Origin of the sequence: Rhodococcus (subgen. Prescottella) equi, from assembly GCF_003013675.1 — a bacterium.
GTDB lineage: Bacteria > Actinomycetota > Actinomycetes > Mycobacteriales > Mycobacteriaceae > Prescottella > Prescottella equi.
Genome location: NZ_CP027793.1, coordinates 1246180 through 1270220 on the forward strand (window position 1 = coordinate 1246180; position 24041 = coordinate 1270220).

General features: G+C 68.9%; 21 protein-coding genes. 15 read left to right on the top strand and 6 right to left on the bottom strand.

What is annotated here, in order from left to right; translation table 11 throughout:
- Positions 1-53: 53 nt before the first annotated feature.
- On the top strand, positions 54-1760 hold the full coding sequence (locus C7H75_RS06025; protein ID WP_005515019.1) for a 3-ketosteroid-delta-1-dehydrogenase: 1707 nt from the start codon (positions 54-56) through the stop codon (positions 1758-1760).
- Between the two features lie 51 nt (positions 1761-1811).
- Here C7H75_RS06025 and C7H75_RS06030 read toward each other — a convergent pair whose 3' ends face one another.
- Positions 1812-2417, bottom strand: a complete 606-nt coding sequence (locus C7H75_RS06030; RefSeq protein ID WP_041673931.1) for a class I SAM-dependent methyltransferase — start codon at positions 2415-2417, stop codon at positions 1812-1814.
- 137 nt (positions 2418-2554) lie between these two features.
- Between C7H75_RS06030 and C7H75_RS06035 the strand changes: the two genes are divergently transcribed.
- The 3 genes from C7H75_RS06035 (at position 2555) to C7H75_RS06045 (ending at position 5606) form a co-directional block, all read left to right on the top strand.
- Positions 2555-3391, top strand: coding sequence for an aldo/keto reductase (locus C7H75_RS06035; protein ID WP_106851094.1), 837 nt, complete (start codon positions 2555-2557; stop codon positions 3389-3391).
- Positions 3392-3501: 110 nt separating this feature from the next.
- Complete coding sequence (locus C7H75_RS06040; RefSeq protein ID WP_022594418.1) at positions 3502-4110, top strand: PadR family transcriptional regulator; 609 nt, start codon at positions 3502-3504, stop codon at positions 4108-4110.
- Positions 4107-5606 (top strand): DHA2 family efflux MFS transporter permease subunit, encoded by a 1500-nt coding sequence (locus tag C7H75_RS06045; protein WP_022594420.1) that lies wholly within the window; start codon positions 4107-4109, stop codon positions 5604-5606. Before C7H75_RS06040 ends, C7H75_RS06045 begins: the two co-directional genes overlap by 4 nt.
- Positions 5607-5682: 76 nt before the next feature.
- On the opposite strand, the gene zapE is transcribed toward C7H75_RS06045, so the two are convergent.
- Positions 5683-6705: a cell division protein ZapE gene (gene zapE, locus C7H75_RS06050; protein WP_106851095.1), complete on the bottom strand. Its 1023-nt coding sequence runs from the start codon at positions 6703-6705 to the stop codon at positions 5683-5685.
- A 40-nt stretch (positions 6706-6745) separates the two neighbouring features.
- On the opposite strand from zapE, the gene C7H75_RS06055 reads away from it, so the two are divergent.
- The gene (locus C7H75_RS06055) at positions 6746-7339 is read left to right on the top strand and encodes a TetR/AcrR family transcriptional regulator (RefSeq protein WP_106851096.1); all 594 of its coding nucleotides are present in this window, start codon (positions 6746-6748) and stop codon (positions 7337-7339) included.
- An 88-nt stretch (positions 7340-7427) separates the two neighbouring features.
- Here the strand turns inward: C7H75_RS06055 and C7H75_RS06060 are convergent, their stop codons facing one another.
- Complete coding sequence (locus C7H75_RS06060) at positions 7428-8729, bottom strand: HNH endonuclease signature motif containing protein (protein ID WP_106851097.1); 1302 nt, start codon at positions 8727-8729, stop codon at positions 7428-7430.
- A 118-nt stretch (positions 8730-8847) separates the two neighbouring features.
- Here C7H75_RS06060 and C7H75_RS06065 point away from each other — a divergent pair, with 118 nt between their 5' ends.
- Positions 8848-9285, top strand: a complete 438-nt coding sequence (locus C7H75_RS06065) for a 6,7-dimethyl-8-ribityllumazine synthase (RefSeq protein ID WP_022594424.1) — start codon at positions 8848-8850, stop codon at positions 9283-9285.
- A gap of 127 nt (positions 9286-9412) precedes the next feature.
- On the opposite strand, the gene C7H75_RS06070 is transcribed toward C7H75_RS06065, so the two are convergent.
- Positions 9413-9892: a cupin domain-containing protein gene (locus C7H75_RS06070; RefSeq protein WP_064077099.1), complete on the bottom strand. Its 480-nt coding sequence runs from the start codon at positions 9890-9892 to the stop codon at positions 9413-9415.
- A gap of 68 nt (positions 9893-9960) precedes the next feature.
- On the opposite strand from C7H75_RS06070, the gene C7H75_RS06075 reads away from it, so the two are divergent.
- Positions 9961-11340 (top strand): DUF1254 domain-containing protein, encoded by a 1380-nt coding sequence (locus tag C7H75_RS06075; RefSeq protein WP_064079693.1) that lies wholly within the window; start codon positions 9961-9963, stop codon positions 11338-11340.
- Between the two features lie 6 nt (positions 11341-11346).
- Here the strand turns inward: C7H75_RS06075 and C7H75_RS06080 are convergent, their stop codons facing one another.
- Positions 11347-12417, bottom strand: coding sequence for an NAD(P)-binding domain-containing protein (locus C7H75_RS06080; RefSeq protein ID WP_106851098.1), 1071 nt, complete (start codon positions 12415-12417; stop codon positions 11347-11349).
- Positions 12418-12585: 168 nt separating this feature from the next.
- Here C7H75_RS06080 and C7H75_RS06085 point away from each other — a divergent pair, with 168 nt between their 5' ends.
- Both C7H75_RS06085 and C7H75_RS06090 read left to right on the top strand, forming a co-directional pair.
- The gene (locus C7H75_RS06085; RefSeq protein WP_005514965.1) at positions 12586-13317 is read left to right on the top strand and encodes an enoyl-CoA hydratase; all 732 of its coding nucleotides are present in this window, start codon (positions 12586-12588) and stop codon (positions 13315-13317) included.
- Between the two features lie 16 nt (positions 13318-13333).
- Positions 13334-14431, top strand: coding sequence for an MBL fold metallo-hydrolase (locus C7H75_RS06090; RefSeq protein WP_037085556.1), 1098 nt, complete (start codon positions 13334-13336; stop codon positions 14429-14431).
- A gap of 9 nt (positions 14432-14440) precedes the next feature.
- Here the strand turns inward: C7H75_RS06090 and C7H75_RS06095 are convergent, their stop codons facing one another.
- On the bottom strand, positions 14441-16819 hold the full coding sequence (locus tag C7H75_RS06095) for a glycoside hydrolase family 3 C-terminal domain-containing protein (RefSeq protein WP_106851099.1): 2379 nt from the start codon (positions 16817-16819) through the stop codon (positions 14441-14443).
- Positions 16820-16898: 79 nt separating this feature from the next.
- Between C7H75_RS06095 and C7H75_RS06100 the strand changes: the two genes are divergently transcribed.
- From C7H75_RS06100 to C7H75_RS06125, 6 genes are all read left to right on the top strand, one after another.
- The gene (locus C7H75_RS06100; protein WP_005514962.1) at positions 16899-19364 is read left to right on the top strand and encodes an HAD-IC family P-type ATPase; all 2466 of its coding nucleotides are present in this window, start codon (positions 16899-16901) and stop codon (positions 19362-19364) included.
- Positions 19365-19471: 107 nt separating this feature from the next.
- Complete coding sequence (locus C7H75_RS06105) at positions 19472-20122, top strand: ScbR family autoregulator-binding transcription factor (RefSeq protein WP_022594433.1); 651 nt, start codon at positions 19472-19474, stop codon at positions 20120-20122.
- Positions 20123-20190: 68 nt separating this feature from the next.
- On the top strand, positions 20191-20877 hold the full coding sequence (locus C7H75_RS06110) for a PaaI family thioesterase (RefSeq protein ID WP_022594434.1): 687 nt from the start codon (positions 20191-20193) through the stop codon (positions 20875-20877).
- A 40-nt stretch (positions 20878-20917) separates the two neighbouring features.
- Positions 20918-21109, top strand: a complete 192-nt coding sequence (locus C7H75_RS06115) for an antitoxin (protein WP_005514959.1) — start codon at positions 20918-20920, stop codon at positions 21107-21109.
- Between the two features lie 50 nt (positions 21110-21159).
- Complete coding sequence (locus C7H75_RS06120; protein WP_106851100.1) at positions 21160-22797, top strand: Na+/H+ antiporter; 1638 nt, start codon at positions 21160-21162, stop codon at positions 22795-22797.
- A 29-nt stretch (positions 22798-22826) separates the two neighbouring features.
- The gene (locus C7H75_RS06125; RefSeq protein ID WP_084986911.1) at positions 22827-24020 is read left to right on the top strand and encodes a lipase family protein; all 1194 of its coding nucleotides are present in this window, start codon (positions 22827-22829) and stop codon (positions 24018-24020) included.
- Positions 24021-24041: the final 21 nt, after the last annotated feature.

Below are 24041 nucleotides of genomic sequence, written 5' to 3' on the forward strand. Positions count from 1 at the left end.
TGTCCGCGCCGGACCTACCTAGCGTGCTCCCACAACCAGGCGAAGGAGTTTTCATGGCCACCAGTCCTGCCGCGGTCACACCCACCGCGCGCGACATCACCGTCGACCTGCTGGTCGTCGGCGCCGGCACCGGAATGGCCGCAGCACTTGCGGCGAAGGAGCTGGGACTGTCCACCCTCATCGTCGAGAAGACGAAGTACGTGGGCGGATCGACGGCACGTTCGGGCGGCGCCTTCTGGCTGCCCGACAACCCGATCCTCCGTGAGGCGAACGCCGGTGACTCCCACGAGCGGGCGCAGACCTACGTCAGCGCCGTCGTCGGCGGCACCGCACCCGCCGAACGCGGCAAGGCGTTCGTCGACAACTCGGCCGCCACCGTCGAACTGCTGCAGCGCACGACGCCGATGAAGTTCTTCTGGGCCGAGGGCTACTCGGACTACCACCCCGAACTGCCTGGCGGATCGGCGATCGGCCGCACCTGTGAATGCCGTCCGTTCGACGCCTCGATCCTCGGACCGGAGCGGCCGCGTCTGCGTCCGGGCCTGATGGAGGCCCCGATGCCGATGCCCACCACGGGCGCCGACTACAAGTGGATGAACCTCATGGCGCGCGTGCCCCAGAAGGGCATCCCGCGCGTCGTCAAGCGTCTCGCCCAGGGCGTCGGCGGCCTCGCGCTGCGTCGCGAGTACATGGCCGGCGGCCAGGCGCTCGCCGCGGGTCTGTTCGCGGGTGTGGTCCGCGCCGGGATCCCGGTCTGGACCGAGACGTCGCTGGTGCGCTTGGTCACCGAGGGCGATCGGGTCACCGGCGCCGTCGTCACGCAGGGCGACCGTGAGGTCACCGTGACCGCGCGTCGCGGTGTGGTGCTCGCGGCCGGTGGTTTCGACCACGACATGGCGATGCGGCACAAGTACCAGTCGGAGAGCCTCGGCGAGCACGAGAGCCTCGGTGCGGAGGGCAACACCGGCGACGCGATCCGGATCGCCCAGGAAGTCGGCGCCACGACCGACCTGATGGACCAGTCGTGGTGGTTCCCCGCCGTGGCAGCGCTGCCGGGTCGTCCGCCGACGGTGATGCTCGCCGAGCGTTCGCTGCCCGGCTCGTTCATCGTCGACCACACCGGTCGTCGGTTCATCAACGAGTCCATCGACTACATGTCCTACGGCCAGAAGGTTCTCGAGCGCGAGCGCGCCGGCGACCCGATCGAGTCGCAGTGGATCGTGTTCGACCAGAAGTACCGCAACAGCTACATCTTCGCGGCCGGGCTGTTCCCGCGTCAGCCGCTGCCGGAGTCCTGGTACAAGGCGGGCATCGCCCACCAGGCGTCCACCCCGGCCGAGCTGGCCCGCAAGGCCGGCCTGCCCGAGGATGCGTTCACGGAGACGTTCCGCAAGTTCAACGAGGACGCGGCGACGGGCACCGACAGCGAGTTCCAGCGCGGCCAGAGCGCCTACGACCGCTACTACGGCGACCCCACCCAGCAGCCGAACCCGAACCTGCGGCCGCTGACCGGCGGATCGCTGTACGCGGTGAAGATGACGCTCAGCGACCTCGGCACCTGCGGTGGTGTCCAGGCCGACGAGCGGGCGCGCGTGGTGCGCGAGGACGGCAGCCCGGTCGAGGGTCTGTACGCGATCGGCAACACCGCGGCCAACGCGTTCGGTCACACCTACCCGGGCGCCGGCGCGACGATCGGCCAGGGTCTGGTGTTCGGCTACATCGCCGCGCACGACGCTGCGGAACGGACCGTCGACGCCTGACGGATCGACTCGGAGCGGCCCACCACATCGACGATGTGGTGGTCCGCTCCGTCAGTTGCGGACCAGGCGGTAGAACCGTGGTTCGGCCCGTGCGAGGAGACCGGGCGCGCTACCGGTGTCCATGGCGTCGTCACCGACGACCTCCCACCCGGCCAGCGCCTGCTCGACGTCGCGCCGGGACGAACCTCGGGGCAGTGGTCCGCGCCGCCCGGGCGAGAACGCGAACATCAGCAACCGGGCGCCCGGTGCCGTCACCGCGGTGAGGCCCCGGCCGTAGGCGACGCGGCATTCGTCGGTGAGGCCGTGGAAGCAACCGACATCGAGGGCGAAGGTGTAGTGGTCGTCGACGTAGGCGGGCAGATGCGTGACGTCGCCGAGTACGAACCTCACGTCCGCGCCGGCCACGGGCAGCTTCGCGCGGGCCCGTTCGATCGCGAGCGGCACGGAGTCGACGGCGGTCACCGACCACCCCCGCTTCGCCAGCTCGATCGAGTGGTCACCGGTTCCGCAACCGAGGTCGAGAGCCCGGGCCGCCGCCTCGCCGGGGACGGCGACGGCGTCGAGCAGGTGGTTCAACTGCTCCGCGAAGATCGCCCGGCCGGCCTTCTCCCACGGGGTGAAGCCCGCCCGATACGCCAACCGGTACCCGAGGTTCATCGGCCGTCCCTTTCCGGAGATCCGACCACCTGGAACGAACGTAGGCCCGCAGTCGAGCACCACGCAACGGGCGCCGCCGGGGTCCACGTTCTGGGACGGCGGGAACATGTCGGGGCGTCGCCGCGGTTGCCCTGGAGATGACCTCCATCAGTTCCGTACCGGCCGTCGAACTGAACGACGGCAACACGATTCCGCAACTTGGCTTCGGGGTGTTCCAGGTGTCGGACGACCAGGCGTACGACGCGGTCGGTGAGGCGCTACGCGTCGGCTACCGCAGCATCGACACCGCCCGCATCTACGAGAACGAGACCGGGACCGGCCGCGCGTTGGCTGATTCCGGTGTCGCCCGCGAGGACCTGTTCGTCACCACCAAGCTGTGGAACTCCGATCAGGGCTACGACTCGACTCTGCGGGCGTTCGACGACAGCCTCGCCCGACTCGGCCTCGACTACCTCGACCTCTATCTCATCCACTGGCCGGTGCCCGCGCAGGACCGCTACGTCGACACGTTCAAGGCCTTCCAGCAGTTGAAGGCGGACGGTCGGATCCGGTCGATCGGTGTCTCGAACTTCACCGCCGAGAACCTCGAACGCCTGGTCGAGGCGGTGGGGGAGACCCCGGTGCTCAACCAGATCGAGCTGCATCCGGACTTCGCGCAGGCGCACTTGCGTTCCGTGCACGCCGACATGGGCATCGTCACCGAGGCGTGGAGTCCGCTCGGGCAGGGCACCACGCTCACGAACCCGACGATCCGCGAGATCGCCGACGCGCACGGGCGCACGCCCGCGCAGGTGATCCTGCGCTGGCACATCCAGCTGGGGAACGTGGTGATTCCCAAGTCGGTGACGCCCGAGCGGATCGCGAGCAACTTCGACGTCTTCGACTTCGAACTGACGGCCGACGACATGTTCGCGATCGCCTCGCTGGATTCCCCGGACGGCCGCCTCGGGCCCGACCCGGTGGAGTTCGGCTGACCTTCCGGGTTCCGGTGGTACTCGTCACAGGCGGCGAACGTGATTGCCCGCACTCCACTCCCGGCCGTATATTCCACGTGGAATATACGGCGTGGAAGTGGGGGTGAGGAATGTTGCCGCGCTCCGTCACACCGTTGGGCGTCTCGGTGCTCGCGCTGCTGTTCGAGCGGCCGATGCACCCCTACGAGATGTTTCAGCTGTTGACCACCCGCCGCAAGGATCGCGTGGTCAAGGTGCGTCCGGGGTCGCTGTACCACACGGTCGAGCGCCTCGAGCGGGACGGACTGGTGCTCGCGTCGGGTACCGACCGGCAGGGCAACCGGCCGGAACGGACGATCTACGAGATCACGTCCGCGGGACGCGCCGCGATGCGGCAGTGGGTCTCCGACACCGTCGCCGCTCCCACTCCCGAGTACCCGCGGTTCACCCTCGGCCTCGCCGAACTGCACAACCTGGAATCCGTCGAAGCGCTCGCGTTGCTGGAGCAGCGCATAGCAGCGCTCGCCGGCGAACTCTCCGCCCTCGACGACCTGGCGGAGTTCGCCCGCGAGGTGCCGGAATTGTTCACCATCCCGTTCTCCTACACCCGGGCGATGGCACAGGCCGAAGTGGACTGGCTGCGCGCCTTCGTCGACCGCGTCCGCAGTGGCGAGATTCCCTGGGTCACCGAAGAACACCTCGAATCCACACGGCTCGCACATCAGAAGGGCAACGCATGAAAACCGAAGTACGGCCCTGGCCGGCCCTGTGGGCCCTGTGCCTGGGCTTCTTCATGATCCTCGTCGACAGCACCATCGTCGCCGTCGCCAACCCGGTCATCACCGCGGAACTGAACGCCGACGTCAACGCGGTCATCTGGGTCACGAGCGCCTACCTGCTCGCGTACGCGGTGCCGTTGCTCGTCACCGGACGTCTCGGCGACCGGTTCGGCCCCAAGAACATGTACCTGATCGGTCTGGTCGTGTTCACGCTCGCATCGCTGTGGTGTGGTCTGTCCGGTGGCGTCGAGATGCTCATCGTCGCGCGCGTCTTCCAGGGCCTCGGCGCGGCCATGATGACCCCGCAGACGATGGCCGTCATCACCCGGATCTTCCCGCCCGACAAGCGCGGAACCGCCATGGGCCTGTGGGGCTCGGTGGCCGGTGTCGCGACGCTGGTGGGGCCGATCCTCGGCGGTGTGCTGCTGGACAACCTCGGCTGGCAGTGGATCTTCTTCGTCAACGTGCCCGTCGGCGTGGTCGGCTTCCTGCTCGCGTGGCGCCTGGTCCCGTCGCTGCCGACGAACAACCACAAGTTCGACATGATCGGAGTCGCGCTCAGCGCGATCGGCCTGTTCTGCATCGTCTTCGGGCTGCAGGAAGGCAACTCGTACGACTGGGATGCGCGCGCGTGGGGCCTGATCGCCGGCGGCCTCGTCGTGATGGGTGTGTTCGTGTGGTGGCAGAAGGTCAACCGCAACGAGCCGCTGGTACCGCTGGGCCTGTTCAAGGACCGCAACTTCTCCGTCGCCAACGTCGGTATCGCCGCGATGGGCTTCTCCATCACCGGTGTGATGCTGCCGTTCATGTTCTACGCGCAGAGTGTGACGGGACTGTCGCCGACGCGTTCGGCACTGTTGATGGCGCCGATGGCGATCGTCACCGGCATCCTCGCGCCGTTCGTCGGACGCCTCGTCGACAAGGCGCACCCGCGGATGATCGCCGGCCCCGGTTTCCTCGTGTTCGCCCTCGCGACCGCATGGCTGGCCACGAGGCTCACCCCGACCACCCCGGTATGGCAGATCCTGTTGCCGATGGCGATCATCGGTGCGTCCAACGCATTCATCTGGGCACCGCTGGCCGCCACCGCGACGCGGAACCTGCCGCCCATGCACGTCGGTGCCGGCTCGGGCGTCTACAACACCACCCGTCAGGTCGGCGCCGTCCTCGGTAGCGCCGCGATGGGCGCGCTCATGACGTCGCGGATCACCGCCGAACTGTCGACGCTCGGCGTCGGCGGAGGTGCGAAGGTCGGCGAGGGCTCGCACGTGGGTCAGCTTCCGGAGATGGTGCGTGAGCCGTTCTCCACCGCGATGTCCCAGTCGGCGATGCTGCCGGCGGCAGCGCTTCTGGTCGGTTTCGTCGCGGTGATGTTCTTCGTCAATCCGCGCAAGGGTCCGACCGAGCAGGCCGTGCCGGCGGGTGTCGACGGGGAGTCGGTGAGTACCGGCCACTGACGAGGGCTCCGTTCTCACGGAAGGCGCAGCCGACCACTGGTCGGCTGCGCCTTCCGGGTTTCGAGTCTCGTTTCGCTCAGGCGGTACCGACTCGTTGCAGCTGCCCGAGTCTGCTCATGATTCGGTCGATGTCGACCGGACGGCGTCCCTCGGCCACGAGTGCTTCGATGGGTAGGTCGGCCACGAACGTGGTTTCGACGTCCCGGTCGTACAGGACGTCGATCAGGTTCGCGAACCGTTGCGCCGCTTCGCGACCCGCATGCGCCAGATCGGGAATGCCACTGACGACCCATCGGTCGAACTCCGCGGCAAGCTTCAGGTAGTCCGCCGGCGCGGTGGTGCGCTCGCACAGGTCCTCGAAGTCGAACCACAGGCAGTGAGCCTCCGCGCGCAGTGCGACCAGCGGATGTCCGCACGGAACCAGCGTGGACCGTTCGTCCGGTGCCGGGGGCTCGAGCCCCAGCGCGGCCAGTGGGTCGGTGGCGCCGCGCACCACCCATCGGCCCGACGCGAAGCCGGAGAGGTGATCCGACGTGGCTCGATAGTCCCGCGGCCCATCGACGGCGACAACGTCCAGCGACTGCTCGATCAACTCGATCGTCGGCACGAAGATGTCGTGGAACAGGGGATTCGGCAGTAGGCGGGGCGGGGGATAGTTCGAGGTCACGACGAGGGCGATGTTCCGGGCGAAGAGGGCAGGGAGCAGACGTTCGACGAACTTCGCGTCGGCGACGTCGTGGACGTGGAACTCGTCGAAGCACAGGACATGGACGCCATCGAGGATGGTGTCGAGCGCCGCATCCAGATCGTTCCGGTGTCGACGAATCTCGGCATGCAGTTCACGGAAGAACTCGTGGAAGTGCACACGTCTCTTGCAGGTGGTGGGCAACGCCGCGAAATAAGTTGCCATGAGCCAACTCTTGCCTCGGCCGACCGGACCCCACAGGTAGACGCCGCGGCCGGCCGTTTCGCACAGTCGAGAGATTGCCTGCCGCTGGGCGGAGTCGATCGTGTAGCCCTGCCGGTACGCCGCGTCGTCGAATGCTTCGACGGGTACCCGCAGTGTCGTCGAGCGGGACGAGCGTCTCGGCCATCGCATGCCTGGACTCTATCATCGTAGAGTCTGGCAATATCGAGACATGAGTCACCGTCCGTCGCGGCGCGAATCGATTTGCGAGGCCGCTCTCGATCTCGCCGCAGAGGGCGGCAACCACGCCGTCACCCATCAGGCGATCGACCGACGTCTGAGCCTGGCGAAAGGGTCGACGTCGTACTACTTCCGGACGCGCGACGCGCTGGTGGGTGCCGCGGTTCGACGCCTGACCGAGCGGTCGCGGGCTGCGTTCGCCGAGGCGTACGGCGCGGGCGTCGGCGGCGTCTCGGTCGAGGGCGCCGCTGATCTCATGGCCGACCAGATCGTGTTGCTGCTGACCGGTCGGCGGCGGGATGTGCTGGCGCGTTACGCCTTGGCTGTCGATGCCGCCGATGACGAGGAGCTTCGCCCCGCGCTGGCGGGCTGCCTCTTCTCGGTGAAGAAGGCGACCGGGTTGCTGGAGGCGCTCGGTGCAAGCGATCCGGACTCGGCGGCGCACGACCTGATCAGCTTGCTGGAGGGGTTGGTGTTCGACTCCGTGTACGGGTCTCGGTCGGTGCTCGCCGGCGGATCGACGCCGAGCACCCAACGCTTTCGGGTGACGATCCGCTTGTGGCTGGCGGCGCTCGCCGAGTCGTGACCTGCGGGGGTCGCGGCGCGCCTCCGTCGCGGGCCTGACCGGCCCGCTTTGGCCGGCACCCCTTCCCGAGGGGGTGTCGGCCGCAGCGTCATGCGGCGTGTGGTCCCGCCCGGTTGTGGGCGGGGATGGGTTTCTTGTAGGGGTCAACGGTGGATGGTGGTGTGAACCACGGCTTTCTGTCCGGGCCTATGTGGACTTCCCAGTGGCTGTGGTGCAGCAAGGTGTGGTGGTAGCGGCAGAGTAGGACGAGGTTGTCGAGGTCGGTGGGTCCGCCGTCCGCCCAGTGCTTGATGTGGTGGCCTTCGCAGTGTGCGGGTGGTGCGCCGCAGCCGGGGAAGGCGCAGCCGTGGTCGCGGGCGATCAACGCCCGGCGTTGTTTCTTCGACACGGTCCTGCTCGTCCGGCCCAGATTCAGGGGGACGCCGTCGTCCATGACGATGGGTGTGAGGTGGCAGTCGCACGCGAGCCTGCGGGCGGTCGCGATGGACAGTGGCCCGGTGTGGGGTAGGTGTGCGATGTCGTTGTCGCCGAACAGGTCCGACCCGCCGTCTGGATTCACCCACTCGTGAGCCGACTGGCTGCGGGCGAGGTCGGCGGCGTTCACATGGAGTGACAGGTGGGGCCGCTCGCCGCCCTCGATCGGGGCGTCGCCGGAGTCGAGGTAGCGGCGCAGGATCTCGGAGAACGCGTCCGCTCGCTGCCGTGCCGGGGTGCGTTTTTCGGCGGGGTCCTCGACCGGCTTCCCGGGTTTGGTCAACGCGGACAGTGCGGTCAACAGCATCTCGCCGGTGACGGCGTCGAGGTCACCTTTGACCGCGACGCGTCCGTTCAGTGTTTTCGAGGCGTGGAATTCGTTGCGTTCGGTGTCTTCGCTGGGTGGGAGTTCGTCGGATTCGAAGATCCGCTCGAGCCGGGAGATGCAGGTGCGGACGGTCGTGGTGGTCGCGGCGGGACCGGATGCGGCGTCCAGCAACACTTTCCGGCACGCATCCAACGCTTCCACGGGCATGCCGCGCGGCGGGGTTTCGCAGAACTTCCCGATCAACGCCGCATGCTCGGCCGATACATCTCCGGCGTTGAAGGCGTCGGCGATCTCGGGCTGCCGGCTCAGCATTCGGCCCAACGCGAGGATCCGTGCTGCGGCCGGTACCTCCAACAGTGAGTTCGCGGCCAACCACTGCTTGACGCTACGAAATCCGAGGGTGTCGAACGAGACCGCACGCGCATCGACTTCGGCGGCCATCGCTACCCGCAACGCTTGGAGCCGTTCGATCTCACGGCAAACGTCGGCCATGCCCTGCAGTAGAACCGCTTCGGCGAGCGATCCCACGTCGCCAGGCCGCAGCGAAGCGACTGCGATGCCCGAATTGTTGAGTCCCCCCGGATTCATGACACGAGCCTAGTTCGAACTGATGTTCGAGTCAAGGGTGCAGCGCTTTCGGGCCTTCCGTCCGCTCGAATCGCCCGCCGAGGCTGACCACGGGACCCGAGAGCCTAGGATCGCGGGTATGAACATCGCGTTTGTCCAGTCCACTTGGCATCGGTCCATCGTCGACCGCGCACGTGACGCTTTCGTGGCGCGGTGGAGCGAGTTGGGGCACGACCCGGCCGGGATCGAGTTCTTCGAGACGCCCGGGGCGTTCGAGATCCCCCTGCATGCCCAGCGACTCGCGCGCACCGGGCGCTTCGCTGCGGTGGTTGCGGCCGGTCTGGTGGTCGACGGTGGTATCTACCGTCACGAGTTCGTCGCATCCGCGGTGATCGACGGTCTCATGCGTGTCCAGCTCGACACCGACGTGCCGGTGTTTTCCGCGGTGCTCACTCCGCATCACTTCCACGAGCATCTCGATCACGACGCGTTCTTCACCGCGCACTTCGACAAGAAGGGCCAGGAGGTCGCGAACGCCTGCTCGGCGACTCTTGCCGGGCTCGCCGCGATCGGATAGCCGGAGACGACGCTGCCGGCGGGTTCGGCCCGCAGCTCGGCGGCCGGCTCGTCGCCAGGATAGTCGTCGAGCCCCCCACAGGAGATCGAGCGACGTCCTCCTGTGGCGGGGCGGTGTTCCGACACCCTCAGAACTGCGCCGGCGACGGCATCGGATACTCCTGGCCTTCGACGCGGAAGTCTGCGAAGTCGAAGCCGGGGACCACGATGCAGCTGACGAGACCGGCCTCGTCCTCCATCGGCCGCGCTCGCTGCCACGCGCAGGGCGGCACGATCACCTGCGGCGTCTGGCCGGCCGAAATATCCGGTCCAACTACGTGTGTCGTGATCGCGTCCGGGTTGTCGCCGTCGCCGCCGATCTCGAGCAGTATCGGGCTGCCGCGGTGGTACAACCAGATCTCCGTGCCGCGCACCGTGTGCCACGCGGACTGCTGCCCGGGTTCGAGCAGGAACAGGATCGCGGTCCCCGCCGAGCGTGCCCCACCGAACATGTTCGGCAGCGCCACGCCGGGTAACTCGATGTCGCTCCGCCAGGTTTCGCAATACCAGCCGCCCTCGGGGTGAGGGGCGAGATCGAGGGCGGATGCCCACTCGGGAAGATCGGTCACCAGACCATGATGAACCGAATCTTTCCGTATCGCGAGCGCGGGTCCGGTCGTGATGGTGAAATGGCCGCATGACCCACCCGAGTGGAGATTCGGCAGTAGGTTCGGATTCGGCAGTCACTGTCGAATCGGCCGTGAGCGCGTTCGTTTACGGATTCGCTCCGGTCTTCAATCTGTCTCAGGTGGAACGTTTCGTGACCACCGGAGTCGGGGCGAATTCTGCGGCGCCGTTCAATTCGTTCAGTCACGCCGACGGGCTCGCGGGACCGGACGACACGTTCGTCTCGATCAACAACGACACCATCTACTCGATGGCACAACTCGATCTGAGCGTCGGTCCGCTGATCCTCGACGTGCCCGACACTGCGGATGCGTACTTCGTGCTGCAGTTCGTGGACGCGTGGACCAACAACTTCGCTTACATCGGGAAGCGGGCAACCGGAACGAAAGCTGGTCGCTACGTTCTGGTTCCACCGGGATGGCCGGGCGAGTTGCCGTCCGATGCGACGGCGGTGCACTGCTCGACGCGCATCGTGTCCATCGTCGGCAGGTGGGCGTGCGACGGACCCGACGACATCGACCGGGTGCGGGACCTGCAGGACCGGATCGCGCTGACGCCCTTGGTGACCAAGGATCCGGAGGGTCTACCGGAGCCCGATCCGGCGGTGCCCGAGGAACTCGCGTTCTGGGAGAGGCTGCGGCTCTATCTGCAGGCGTTCCCTCCGGCACCCCGGGACATCGCACTGCAGCAGGCCTTCGCGCCGCTCGGCTTGCTCGAATCGGGATCGTCACCGTACGTGAATCCCGATCCGGCGCTGGCGAAGATTCTCGTCGAGGGCGCCGCGCAGGGGCGGGCGCGGATCGAACAGGCGCTGAAGTCCGGTTCGGACGCGACCGTCGTCAACGGCTGGCATCAGGCGTTCCACATCTTCGACTACAACGACGACTTCTTCGAAATCGGCACTCTCGACAGTCCGGAATGGCGCATCGAGGATCGACGGAAGGCGATCGGCGTCCGTGCGGCCGCGGCGATGGGCGGGTTGTGGGGTAATCACGGCTACGAGGCCGCGTACAGCCAGATCTACACCGATGCGACGGGCGCGCAGCTCACCGGGGAGCACACCTACGCGATCACGTTCGCGTCGCCACCACCGGTGGAGGCGTTCTGGTCGATCACGATGTACAGCATGCCGCACTTCTATCTGGTGTCGAACCCGATCGAGCGGTACTCGATCGGCGACCGCACGCCGGGGCTCGTGTACGACGACAACGGCTCGCTGACACTGACGTTGAGCGCTACCGAGCCGGCCGATCCGGTGGCGCGGGCCAACTGGTTGCCGACACCGGCCGGGCCCTTCCGGCCGCTGCTGCGGATGTACATCCCGAACAAGGCGGTGTTGGACGGCAGCTACGAGATGCCGCCGATCGTGAAGGTCGACGGCCAGGGCTGATCCGCGTCACTGCTTCAGGAACTGGGTCAACTCCCGTGCCGCGGCGCGGCCGGCGCGGTTGGCGCCGATCGTCGACGCCGACGGGCCGTACCCCACGAGGTGCACGCGTGCGTCGCCGGCGACCTGCGTCGCCAGGCGACCGGTCATCGTGATGCCTCCGCCGGGACCGCGTAGCCGCAGCGGCGCGAGATGGTCGAGCGACGACCGAAAACCCGTGCACCACAGGATGACGTCGGCGCGTCGTTCGGTGCCGTCGGCCCAGCGGACGCCGGTTTCGGTGATCTCGGAGAACCTCGGGAGCCGGTGCAGGACTCCGCGTTCGCGCGCGGCCCGGATGGCGGGCGTGACCGGCAGCCCGGTGACCGAGACGACCGAGCCCGGCGGCAGACCGCGTCGAACTCGATCCTCGACGAGGGCGACGGCCGCGCGTCCGATCTCGGGCGTGAACGGCTCCTCCCGGAACCGGGGCTCGCGACGCGTCACCCATGTAGTGGTCGTGACGCACGAGATCTCGTCGAGCAGTTGCACCGCCGAGATGCCGCCGCCGACCACGATCACGTGCCGGCCCTCGAACTCCTGGGCGCCGCGATAGTCGCGGGTGTGCAGTTGACGTCCCTCGAATCGTTCGGCGCCGGGCACCGAGGGGACGAACGGCCGCTCCCAGGTTCCGGTGGCGTTGACGAGCCCGCGGGTCAGATACGTCCCGTCCGGCGTCTCCACCGCGAGCCGCTCGCCGCGATCGCACACCACCGGCACGTGTACCGGGCGGTGGACCGGCAACTCGAATCGTTTCTCGTAGAGCCCGTAGTAGTGGGGGACTGCGTCGGCGGCCCGTACGGAGTCGACATCGGGACCGAGCGTCTCGGCGAAGGGCATCCCGGGGAGGTCGTGGACACCGTTGACGGTCTGCAGGGTGAGCGACGGCCAGCGGAACTGCCACGCCCCGCCCGGACCGGGCGCATGGTCGAGCACCACGAACTGATTCTCCGGCTCGAGTCCCGATCGGCGCAGGTGGTACGCGGCGGACAGCCCTGCTTGCCCGGCCCCGATGACCACGACGTCGAGCTCGGTGTCCATGCTGCTCCGATCTGTATAGCCTGAATCTGCCGCAACGCTGCCGAGGTACCGGTTGTTCCCCGAACTCGGCGTGTCTGTGGATGTTGCGTTACAGGTACTGTTCGGATCGCATCCGCCGGGGCCGTCAGCAGGGACGGGGCCCGCACCCGAGAAAGCGAGTGGACCCACATGATCGGGACCAGCCGTGACGGCCACGTAGTCACGCTCGAGCTGCAGCGTCCGGAGCGGCGCAACGCCCTCAGCGCTGCATTGTGCATCGAACTGCGGGAAGCTCTCGAGAAGGCCGTCGCGGACGAGGCGCGCGCGATCGTGCTGACCGGGCAGGGCACCGCGTTCTGTGCGGGAGCGGACCTGTCCGGCGACGTCTACGCGGAGGGCTTCACCGACCACCTGCTCGGCATGCTGCACACGATCGACTCGATCCCCGTTCCGGTCATCGCGGCCGTCAACGGGCCCGCGATCGGCGCCGGCACCCAGTTGGCGCTCGCTGCCGACTTGCGGGTCGTGAGCCCCGAGGCGCGGTTCGGGGTCCCCGCGGCGAAACTCGGCATCACCGTCGACAAGTGGACGGTGCGGCGTCTGGTGTCCCTCGTCGGCGGCGGCCCGGCCCGGACCATGCTGCTCGGCGCCGAGACCATCTCGGCGGAAGAGGCTTTCGCGCGCGGGCTGGCCAACAAGTTCGGTGACCTCGTGACCGCGCAGGAATGGGCGCGCACGATCTCGGAGCTCGCTCCGCTGTCGCTGCGCCACCTCAAGCTCGTCTTCAACGACGACGGAACCCGCGAGCCGCAGACCGAGGAACAACTCGCCGCGCTGTACGCAGCATGGGGCAGCGAAGACGCGCAGGAGGCGCGAGCCGCGCGAATCGAGAAGCGCGTCCCCGAATTCCGGGGGCGATAGGGAAGTGGGGCGGACGATGATCGGCAGGGGAGTGCTGGTTGCGGCGGCCGCCGCGGGGGCCGGCTGGGTGGCCCGCGCCGCGTGGGGGACGCTCCCCGCGCTCGGCGCCTCACGGGCGGCGATCGAGCCGTACGCAGAGTCCTCACCGCGGTACCGCGACAGCCGTTTTCACAACTCCGACCCCAGTTCGTCGCTACCGGCCGGCTCCCAGTCCGGCCTCGCCAAGGCGTTCCTCACGCGCGGCGACGTCGGGCGGCCACGCCGGGCGATCCCGCTCGCAACACCACTGGCGCCGGCCGAGGCCGGGGAGTTGGCCGTCACCTGGTTCGGTCACTCGAGCGTGCTGCTCGAGATCGACGGACGCCGCGTGCTCGCCGATCCCGTATGGAGCGAACGGGTCTCACCGTCCGCGGTCGTCGGTCCGGCCCGGATGCATCCGGTTCCGATGGCGCTGGCCGATCTGCCGCCGATCGACGCCGTCGTCATCTCGCACGACCACTACGACCACCTCGACCAGGCGACCGTCACCGGGCTCGCACGCACGCAGGACACGGTCTTCGTGGTGCCGATCGGGGTGGGGGCCCACCTGCGCCGGTGGAACGTCCCGAGCGACCGCATCGTCGAACTCGACTGGGACGAGTCGGCCGAGGTGAACGGGCTGGTGCTGACGTGCACGGAGGCTCGGCACTTCTCGGGCCGTGGGTTGGCCCGCGACACGACGCTGTGGTCGTCGTGGGTGATCGCCGGACCGCGACACCGGGTGTTCTTCGGGGGCGACTCCGGGTACACGCCGCGTTTCGCCGATCTCGGCCGGGCGTACGGGCCGTTCGACGTCACGCTGTTGCCGGTGGGTGCCTACGACGAGCGCTGGCCCGACATCCACATGAACCCCGAGGAGGCGGTGCGAACGCACCTGGATGTGGCCGGGGCGCTGCTCATCCCCATCCATTGGGCCACGTTCAACCTCGCGTTCCATCCGTGGGGGGAGCCGATCACCCGCCTGGTCGACGCGGCGACCGCCGCGGAGGTGGCGATGGCGATCCCGATGGTGGGTCAGCGGGTCGACGCGTTGCGCCCACCCGAGCAGAAGCCGTGGTGGGAGGCGCTGGGCTGAGCGGCGCACTCACTTCCGTCGCAGCGCCGCCACCAGGGCCCACCCGCCGCGGACGGTGTGCCCGTTGCAGATGTCGACGAACGCCTGCGCCGCCGCGGGAGTGACTCCACCCTGCGTGAGCATCGGCAGCATCCGCGGCGGCAACTCCTGCAACGATCGCTCGATCAGCCGCGACAGCGGATCGTCCTCGTCGAGCGCGGGCGCCGTCGCCGCGACCTTGCGCCGCATCGCTCGTGTCAGCAGCGCGGCGGCCGGGTGCCGGATGTCCGCGAGAGTGGTGTCGACGCTGTAATGGCGTGGTGCGTCGACAACGTTGTCGGGCAGTGGTTCTCCGTACAGCTCCGCGAAGGCAGCGCGTTCGAAGACCGGTGAACCGTGGTAGGCGAGTGGCCCGGCGTCGAAACCGGACCGGTCCGACGTGAGGGTCACCGTCGCCGACTGCCGGATGTCGCGTGACGATGCTCCGACCCGGATCTCGAAGTCTCCCGATTCGATCGACCAGTCGTCGATCGTGGTGTCCCAGAACGAGAACGCTCGACGGTCCACGTGAAGCGTGACGCGTCGGGATTCCCCGGGCGCCAGGAACACCTTCGCGAAGGATGCCAGTTCCTGGTCGGGCCGGAACACCGTGGATTCGACATCCCGCACGTAGACCTGCACGACCTCGCTGCCGGGACGGTCGCCGGTGTTGGTGACGCGCACCGAGACGTCGAGGCGCTGCTCGGTGTCTTCGGAGGTGCTGTCGAACACGTCGGCGACTTCGAGTTCGGTCCACGCGAACGTCGTGTAGCTCAGCCCGTGCCCGAACGGGTACCGGACGTCGAGTTCGGCGGCGTCGTAGTAGCGGTAGCCGACGTAGATGCTCTCGCGGTACTCCACCACCGACGGCCCGGCGGGCCACACGTGCACCGGGTTGTCCGACGTGTGCAGCGGGAACGTCTCCGCGAGCCGCCCGCCCGGCTCGGCGTCGCCGGTGAGAATCCGGGCGATCGCGCTGCCCGCGGCCTGCCCGCCCAGATAGCACTCGACGATCGCGGCCACGTCGTCGTGCCACGGCATCGTCACCGGCGCCCCGTTGGCGAGCACCACCACCACCCGCGGGCACACCTCGGCGACCGCGGCGATCAGCGCGTCGTGGCCCTCCGGCAGCTTCAGGTCCGCACGGTCGACACCCTCGGTCTCGTAACTGTCGGGCAGCCCCGCGAACACCACCGTGACGTCGGCGTCCCGCGCGACAGCTCGCGCCTCGTCGAGCAGCGCCGCGTCGGTCCGTCCCGACGCACGCCGGTAGCCCGGGGCGTAGGTGAGCCGTTCGGCGCCGAGATGTTCGACGAGATCGGTCCACGCATCGTCGAGACGGTGCGGGGTGATGCCGGAACTGCCCGCGCCCTGGTATCGCGGCTGCTTCGCGAACTCGCCGACGATCGCGACCTGCGCCGCGGCCAACGGCAGGACGCCGTCGTTCCGCAGCAGCACGGTGCCCGCCTCGGCCGCGCGCCGCGCGAGCGCGTGGTGTGCGGCCTCGTCGTACCCGGGAGCGGCGGTCCGGGCGGCCTCCGTCCGTTCGATCAGGCGCGTCACGGCCTCGGCGGCGCGGGCCACGGCGGCCGGATCCAGTTCCCCGGCGCCCACCGTCGCGAGCACGTCGTCGTCGCCGAGCCCACCGTAGCCGGGCATCTCGAGGTCGAGGCCCGCCGCCAGGCAGCGCGAGCGCCGAGTGACCGCGCCCCAGTCGGAGACCACCAGTCCGTCGAACCCCCACTGCTCGCGCAGGACCTCGGTGAGCAACCAGCGGTTCTCGGCGCAATGGGTGCCGCCGACCCGGTTGTACGCGGCCATGACGGTGGCGGGACGGGCGTCGACCACGGCGTGCTCGAAGCCGGCGAGGTAGATCTCCCGCAGCGCGCGGGCGTCGACGACGGCGTCGACGCTGTAGCGCCGGAACTCCTGGTTGTTGACCGCGAAGTGCTTGAGCGACGCCCCGACGCCGGTGGACTGGACGCCGCGGATCCAGGCCGCCGCCATACGGGACGACAGGAAGGGATCCTCCGAGAAGTACTCGAAGTTCCGCCCGCACAGCGCGCTGCGCTTGATGTTGGCTCCCGGCCCCAGCAGCACGCTCACGCCCTCGGTGCGCGCCTCGGTGCCGAGCGCGACGCCCACCTCCTCGAGCAGTTCGACGTCCCACGTGGCCGCGAGCGCGGACGCGGTGGGGAAGCACGTCGCGGGCACGGACTCCGGGGAGTAACCGGCTCCGGTCGCCGCCTGTTTCCGGACGCCGTGCGGGCCGTCCGTGAGCATGATCGCCGGCAATCCCGGGACCGGCGGAGTGTGCGTGTGCCAGAAATCGGCGCCGGACGTGAGTGACACCTGCTCGCGCATCGTCATGGGCCCAGCATGCCCCCGAACGCGGCAGGACCGCGGACCTTCCGTCGTGTCGCCGGGCAGTTGGAATAGCCTTCGTGTCATGGCAACGGACGATCCGGCCGACGGCGGCGCAGTCGGCACCCTGGACACCGATCCCCGGCACATCGAGAACGGCCTCACCGCCGACGAGGTGGCGCAGCGGGTCGCGAACGGGCAGACCAACGATGTTCCGGACCGGGCCAGCCGCTCGGTCAAGGACATCGTCCGGGGAAACGTGTTCACCCGGATCAATGCGATTCTCGGTGTTCTGCTGATCATCGTGCTGTCGACCGGGTCGATCATCGACGGAATGTTCGGTCTGCTGATCATCGCCAACAGCGGGATCGGCATCATCCAGGAGATCCGGGCCAAACGAACACTCGACCAGCTGGCGATCGTCAGTCAGGCCAAACCGGTGGTCCGCCGCGACGGTACGGCCGCGCCCGTCGCACCGAAGGACGTGGTGCTCGACGACATCATCGAACTCGGTCCGGGCGACCAGATCGTCGTGGACGGGGTGGTGGTGGAGGCGTCGGCGCTCGAGGTCGACGAGTCGCTGCTCACCGGCGAGGCCGACGCCGTACACAAGCCGATCGGTGCGCAGGTGCTGTCCGGCAGCTACGTCGTCGCCGGCAGCGGCGCGTACCGGGCGACCAAGGTGGGGCGCGAGGCGTATGCCGCCAAGCTCGCCGAGGAGGCCAGCAAGTTCACGCTGGTGCACTCCGAACTGCGCTCCGGCATCGACAAGATCCTCAAGTTCATCACCTACCTGATGATCCCGGCGGGTCTGCTGATCATCTACAACCAGCTGTTCTCGAGCGGCCAGGCGCTCGGCCCGGCCCTCAACGGCATGGTGGCCGCGCTGGTGCCGATGGTCCCCGAGGGTCTGGTGCTGATGACCTCGATCGCGTTCGCCGTCGGCGTGGTCCGCCTCGGTCAGCGCAAGTGCCTCGTGCAGGAACTGCCTGCCATCGAAGGCCTGGCCCGCGTCGATGTCGTGTGCGCCGACAAGACCGGCACCCTCACCGAGAACGGCATGAAGCTCGCGGAGCTGCGCACCGCCAAGCCCGACGACGCGCAGGCCGCTCGCGCGCTCGCCGCGATGGCCGCCGACGACCCGCGTCCCAACGCGAGCATGCTCGCGATCCGTGAGGCCCTGTCCGACGATCCCGGGTGGGAGCCCACCGCGGTGGCGCCGTTCTCGTCCGCCAAGAAGTGGAGCGGCCAGTCGTACGGCAACAACGGCAACTGGTTGCTCGGCGCCCCCGACGTCCTGCTCGATCCGGACAGCGACATGGCCCGGCAGGCCGAGGAGGTGGGCGCCCAGGGGCTGCGGGTGCTGCTGCTCGGCAGCAGTGACCGCCCCGTCGATGCGCCCGACGCCCCCGGCGCCGTGACGCCGCGCGCGCTGGTGATCCTCGATCAGAAGGTCCGCCCCGACGCCCGCGAGACCCTCGAGTACTTCGCGAGCCAGAAGGTGGACGTCAAGGTCATCTCCGGCGACAACGCGGTCTCGGTGGGCGCCGTCGCGACGTCGCTCGGGCTGCCCGGCGGCGACAACGCGATCGATGCCCGCAAGCTGCCGGAGGATCCCGAGGAGCTGGCCGACACCCTCGACGAGGCCACCACGTTCGGCCGGGTGCGCCCGGACCAGAAGCGGGCGATGGTGGGGGCGCTGCAGTCTCGCGGACACACCGTCGCGATGACCGGCGACGGCGTCAACGACGTGCTGGCGCTCAAGGACGCCGACATCGGGGTCGCGATGGGATCGGGTAGCCCCGCGACGCGTGCGGTGGCGCAGATCGTGCTGCTGGACAACAAGTTCGCAACGCTGCCGTACGTCGTCGGCGAGGGCCGCCGGGTTATCGGCAACATCGAGCGCGTCTCGAACCTTTTCCTGACCAAGACCGTGTACTCGGTGCTGCTGGCATTCCTCATCGGCGTGTCCGGCGTGGTGGCGCAGATCTTCGACTTCGATCCGCTGCCGTACCCGTTCCTGCCGCGGCACGTGACGATCGCCGCGTGGTTCACGATCGGCATCCCGGCGTTCATCCTGTCGCTCGCCCCGAACAACGAGCGGGCCCGGACCGGGTTCGTGTCGCGCGTCATGCGGTTGGCGATTCCGTCCGGCGTCATCATCGGCATCGCGACGTACGTGTCGTACCTGCTCGCGTACGCGGGTCCGGATGCGACCGAGCAGCAGGTGGAGCAGGCCGGCACGACCGCGCTCATCACGCTCATCATGATCGCGTTGTGGGTGCTCGCGGTGGTCGCCCGTCCCTACACGTGGTGGAAGATCGTGCTGATCGTGGGCTCGGTCCTCGGGTACGTCGTCCTCTTCGGATTCTCCTTCACCCGCGAGTTCTTCAAGCTCGATCCGTCGAACGTGGCCGCGACGACCGGGGCCCTGCTGATCGGTCTGGTCGGTGTCGTGCTGGTGGAGATCGCGTGGTGGGTGACCGGCCGTATCCACGGGGAACACCGGCGACTGTTCGCCTCCAGCGACGATCTGCCCGGGGTGCACTGACCGCCCACGCCCCGCGGGGTGGGCAGGTGCATGGACACGTGTCGAGTGGTACGGTCCCGAGCGACCGATCACCCGTCGGCTCCCCGGGGACTCTGTGGAGGTAGGCAGTGGCACGACAGGCGCGTGCCGTCGCGACCCGACAGCTCATCGTGCTCCGGGCATCGGAGGTCTTCGACCGCGTCGGCTACTACGGCGCGCGGGTCGAGGAGATCGTGGAGAGCGCCCGAATCACCAAGGGTGCGCTCTACTTCCACTTCGGATCCAAGGACGGCCTGGCCCGGCACATCATCCGTGAGCAGCACCGCCTTGCCGAACGTTCGATCGAGGCCATCGCGGCCACCGATGCGTCGGCGCTCGAGCAGATGGTGATGCTGTGCCACGAGATGGCGCGCCAGACGAGTAACCCCCTCGTACGTGCCGGGATCCGCCTCACCGTGGAACTCGGTGTGACCGATGCTCTCGGTGACGCACCGACGGACCCGTTCCAGCCGTGGACGGACTGGGCGACGCGTCTGGCGGCGCGGGCCGTCGAGCAGGGCGACATCAGCGACCGGGTGGCCCCCGCGGTCCTCGGACGCCACCTCATCGGTGCGATCACCGGGGCCCAGTTGGTATCGCGGGTGCGCACCTGGTTCTCCGATCTCGACGGGCGCGTCGACGAGATGTGGCAGGTGCTGCTCCCGAGCATCGTTCCCGCCGGCCGCCACGACCGGATCCCGTCGGCCAGCTCCGCACGCTGGTGCGCCGAGATGGTGTGACGCAGCCCTCGGTATTGTCCACGTCACGTGCATGATGCACATCGATTGCATGCGGGAATGAGGCGTTGGTGACGGAATCGGTCGACAGCAAGCAGGGTCTGTACGTCTTCGAGGACCTGACGGACGAGGAGATCGCGCGGGAGGCGGAGTTCTACGGCGACCTCACCGGGAGCGTCCGGGACCTGGTCGAACTCGCGCTGTCGACCGAGTCCGACGACGACGACATCCGGCAGGCGCGGGAACACCTCGAGGCCGCGAAGGCGCTGCTGTCCAAAAGGACCCGCCCGCAGCCGTACGGGGTCCGGTGGAACGCGGCGGGCAACCGGCGGGCATGGGGGAACGCCGTGGTCGGGCTGCGCAACGCGGTGGCGCCGCCGCTGCGGATCCAGCGGGAACCGGACGGGCGCGTGTGGGCGGACGTCGAACTGGGGATGCAGTACGAGGGGCCGGCCGGGCTCACGCACGGCGGCATCTCGGCGCTGCTGCTCGACCAGGTGCTCGGCGAGGCCGCCGAGCACGGCGGCGCGCCCGGTATGACCGGCACACTGACACTCCGCTACCGCAAGCCCACCCCGCTCGGGAAGCTGCACCTCGAGGCGTGCGTGGACCGCATCGAGGGGGTCAAGACGTTCGTCACCGGACACCTGGCCGGTCCCGACGGTGTCTGCGTCGAGGCGGAGGGCGTCTTCATCCTGCCGCGGTGGGCGCGGGCTGCCGACGGTTCGAGTGCGCTGCCCGTCCCCGGCCCGGCCTGACGCACCGGTCTCCCCGCGTGATTTGGGGGAGAATGTGTCCATGGGATTCATGGATTCAGTCAAGGGCCTGGTCAACAAGGGTCAGGAACTCGCCGCCGAGCACTCCGACAAGGTGCAGGGCGTCATCGACAAGGCTGCGGACCTCGCCGACGACAAGACCGGCGGCAAGTACAGCGACAAGATCGACAAGGCGGCCGAGGCTGCCAAGAAGGTCGTGCCGCCGAAGGAGTAGCCGTGTGAGTCGGCTGCCCGTCTCGGTGTAGTCGGCTGCACAATCGACGGGTGCATCTGACACTCGTACTGCTCGTCATGATCGTCGCCATCGCGGTGACGAGCCTGGCGAAGCGGCGGGACCTGCAGGTTCCGCTCGTGCTCGTCGCGTTCGGGTCGGCGGCGTCCTTCATTCCGGGGATGCCGCGGCTCGAACTCGATCCCGAGATCATCCTCGGTGTCGTGTTGCCGCCACTGCTGTACTCGGCGGCGCTCGATTTCTCGATGGCCAGCCTGCGCCGCAACTTCGCCTCGATCCTCCGTTTCGGCGTCGGGCTGGTGCTGGTGACGGCGTTCGCCGTCGGGTTCTTCGCGAACTGGCTGGTGCCCGAGTTCACGCTCGGTGCCGCGCTCGTCCTCGGCGCGGTGGTCTCCCCGACGGATGCCGTCAGCGCGGTCAGTGTGGGCCGAAAACTCGGGTTGCCCAAACGCGTCCTGGCGATCCTCACCGGTGAGGGACTGCTCAACGACGCGACCGCGCTCACCCTGTTCACGGTGAGCGTCGCCGCCGTCGCGGGCACCCGGGTCGTCGTCGAGCAGCCGGTGCTGTTCTTCCTGTACGAGGTGGCCGGCGGCGTGGGCGTCGGTGTCGTGATGGCCACGGTCGTGCGCTGGGTGCGGGCCCGCATGTACGACTCGCCACTCGAAACCGTTCTGGGACTGGTGCTGCCGTTCGCCGCATACCTCGCGGCGGAGTCGCTCGACACCTCGGGCGTGCTCGCGGTCGTCGTCGCCGGATTCGTGATGGGCCATCACGCGACCAACGTCTCGATTCCCACCCGGCTACAGGAACGGTCGCTGTGGACGACCCTCGACCTGCTGCTCGAGATGTTCGTGTTCGCGTACATGGGACTGCAGTTGAAGTTCGTGATCGAGGACGTCGCGGACGAGGGACTGCCGGTCCACCACATCTTCGCCTACGGATTCGCGGTGTTGGCGGTCGTGATCCTGGTCCGGCCGATCTGGGTGTTCCTCAACTGGGGTCCGACGCACCTGCGGTTCGCCCCGCGTCGCACCGGGTCCACCGGGCCGACCCTGAACTGGCGTCAGAAACTGGTGGTGTCGTGGGCGGGCATGCGCGGAGTCGTCACCCTCGCCGCGGCGGGCGGTATCCCGGTGCTCACCGCGGCCGGTGATCCGTTCCCCGGACGCGGCGTCATCCAGGCGATCGCGTTCGTGGTCGCGGTCGGCACGCTGCTGATCCAGGGCGCCACCATCCCGTTCATGATCCGCCGACTCGACGTCGCCGATCCCGCCGAACTCGAGCGGGCCCACCAGCAGACGCTGCTCGCCCGCCGGATCGCCGCGGACGCCGCGGACCGGGCGCTCGCCGAGGTGGCGGCCGACCCGCCCGCCGGCGCCGACCCGGAGCAGTTCGTGCGCGCGCTCGACCGGGTGCGGATGTCGGTCCGCGCGCAGGCTCAGGTGGAGGAGGCAGAGGGCGACGACGACGGCAACGACATCACGTTGAAGCAGGCGGGGGCGCTGTTCGACTCGGTGCGGCGCCGGGTCCTGCAGACCCAGCGCACGGCGCTGATCGCCGCCCGTGACGAGGGTGTGCTCGACGACGAGGTGCTGCGCGCCGAACTGGAGTCCCGCGACATCGAGGAAGCGGCCGCCGAACAGCGGGTGCGGCGTCGTCGTGGCTGAGTCGGGGTCGTGACGGGCACAATCGATCCGTGACTCGAACCGGTGCGTTGCTCGCGGTGCTGCTGTGCGCGGCCGCGTTGGTGGGCTGCTCCGCCACGGCCGACGACCGGACGCCGCGGACAACTGCTACGCAGACCTCGCAATCCGTGGCGGCGCCCGACCCCGCCGAGCGCGGCCTGGTCACCGCCGCCGAACCCTTCACCGGCGAAGGGTTGTCGGGGCAGAAGATCCTGTACCGGTCGACGTCCGGCATCGACGGGCGCGGCACCGAGGTGTCGGGCACGGTGTTCGTGCCGCCCGGCCGGGCGCCCGCGGGCGGGTGGCCGGTCGTCACCGTCGGCCACCCCACCACCGGACTGCTCGACGACTGTGCGCCGTCGCGGCACGGCAACCTGCTGGGTTCGGCCGGGCTGGTGCGTGACCTGCTGGCCCGCGGCTACGTCGTCGCGGTCACCGACTACGAGGGCCTCGGCACCGACGGCCCGCACCCCTACCTCGAACCGATCACCGCGGGCTACAACCTGATCGACGCGGTCCGTGCCGCGCGCACCCTCGTGCCCGATGCGTCGACCCGCTGGGCGGCGATCGGGGTGTCGCAGGGCGGCCAGGCGGCGTGGGCGGCCGCCGAACGCGCCGGTCGGTACGGCGACGGCCTCGAGTTCGTCGGAGCCGCCAGCCTGTCGCCGCCCGCAGACCTCAGCCCCATCGTGTCGGACGGCCCACCGAATCTCGATGTTCCGCAACAGATCTTCCTGCCCATGCTGCTCGACGGTCTCGCGGTCTCGCATCCCGACCTGGATGCCAGTGCCTACATCCGCGGCCCGCTCGCCGACAACCGTGACGTGATCCGGTCGTGCACGGGTGCCCTCGCGTCGCGCAAGCTGTCGGTCGCGTTGAATCTCACGCCGGCGGACACGTTGCCGCGCAGCGACGAAGACGTCGCGCGGATGCGCGAGTGGCTCACCGCGGACGCTCTGCCGCAGCAGCCGGCGTCCGGTCCGCTGCTCGTGGTGGTCGCCGGGCGGGACAACCTGATCCGCCCCGACTGGACCACCGCGGCCGTGGGCCGTGCGTGCGGGCAGGGTGACGTCGTCGAACTGCGTTATCGCCCCGACGACGTGCACGCCGACGCGAAGGCACTGCCCGGTGCCGTGGAGTGGATCTCGGACCGGTTCGCCGGGGTCCCCGCGAGCTCCACGTGCGTGGGGCAGGCGCCACGGTGAGCCCGCTCGTCTGGACCGCGA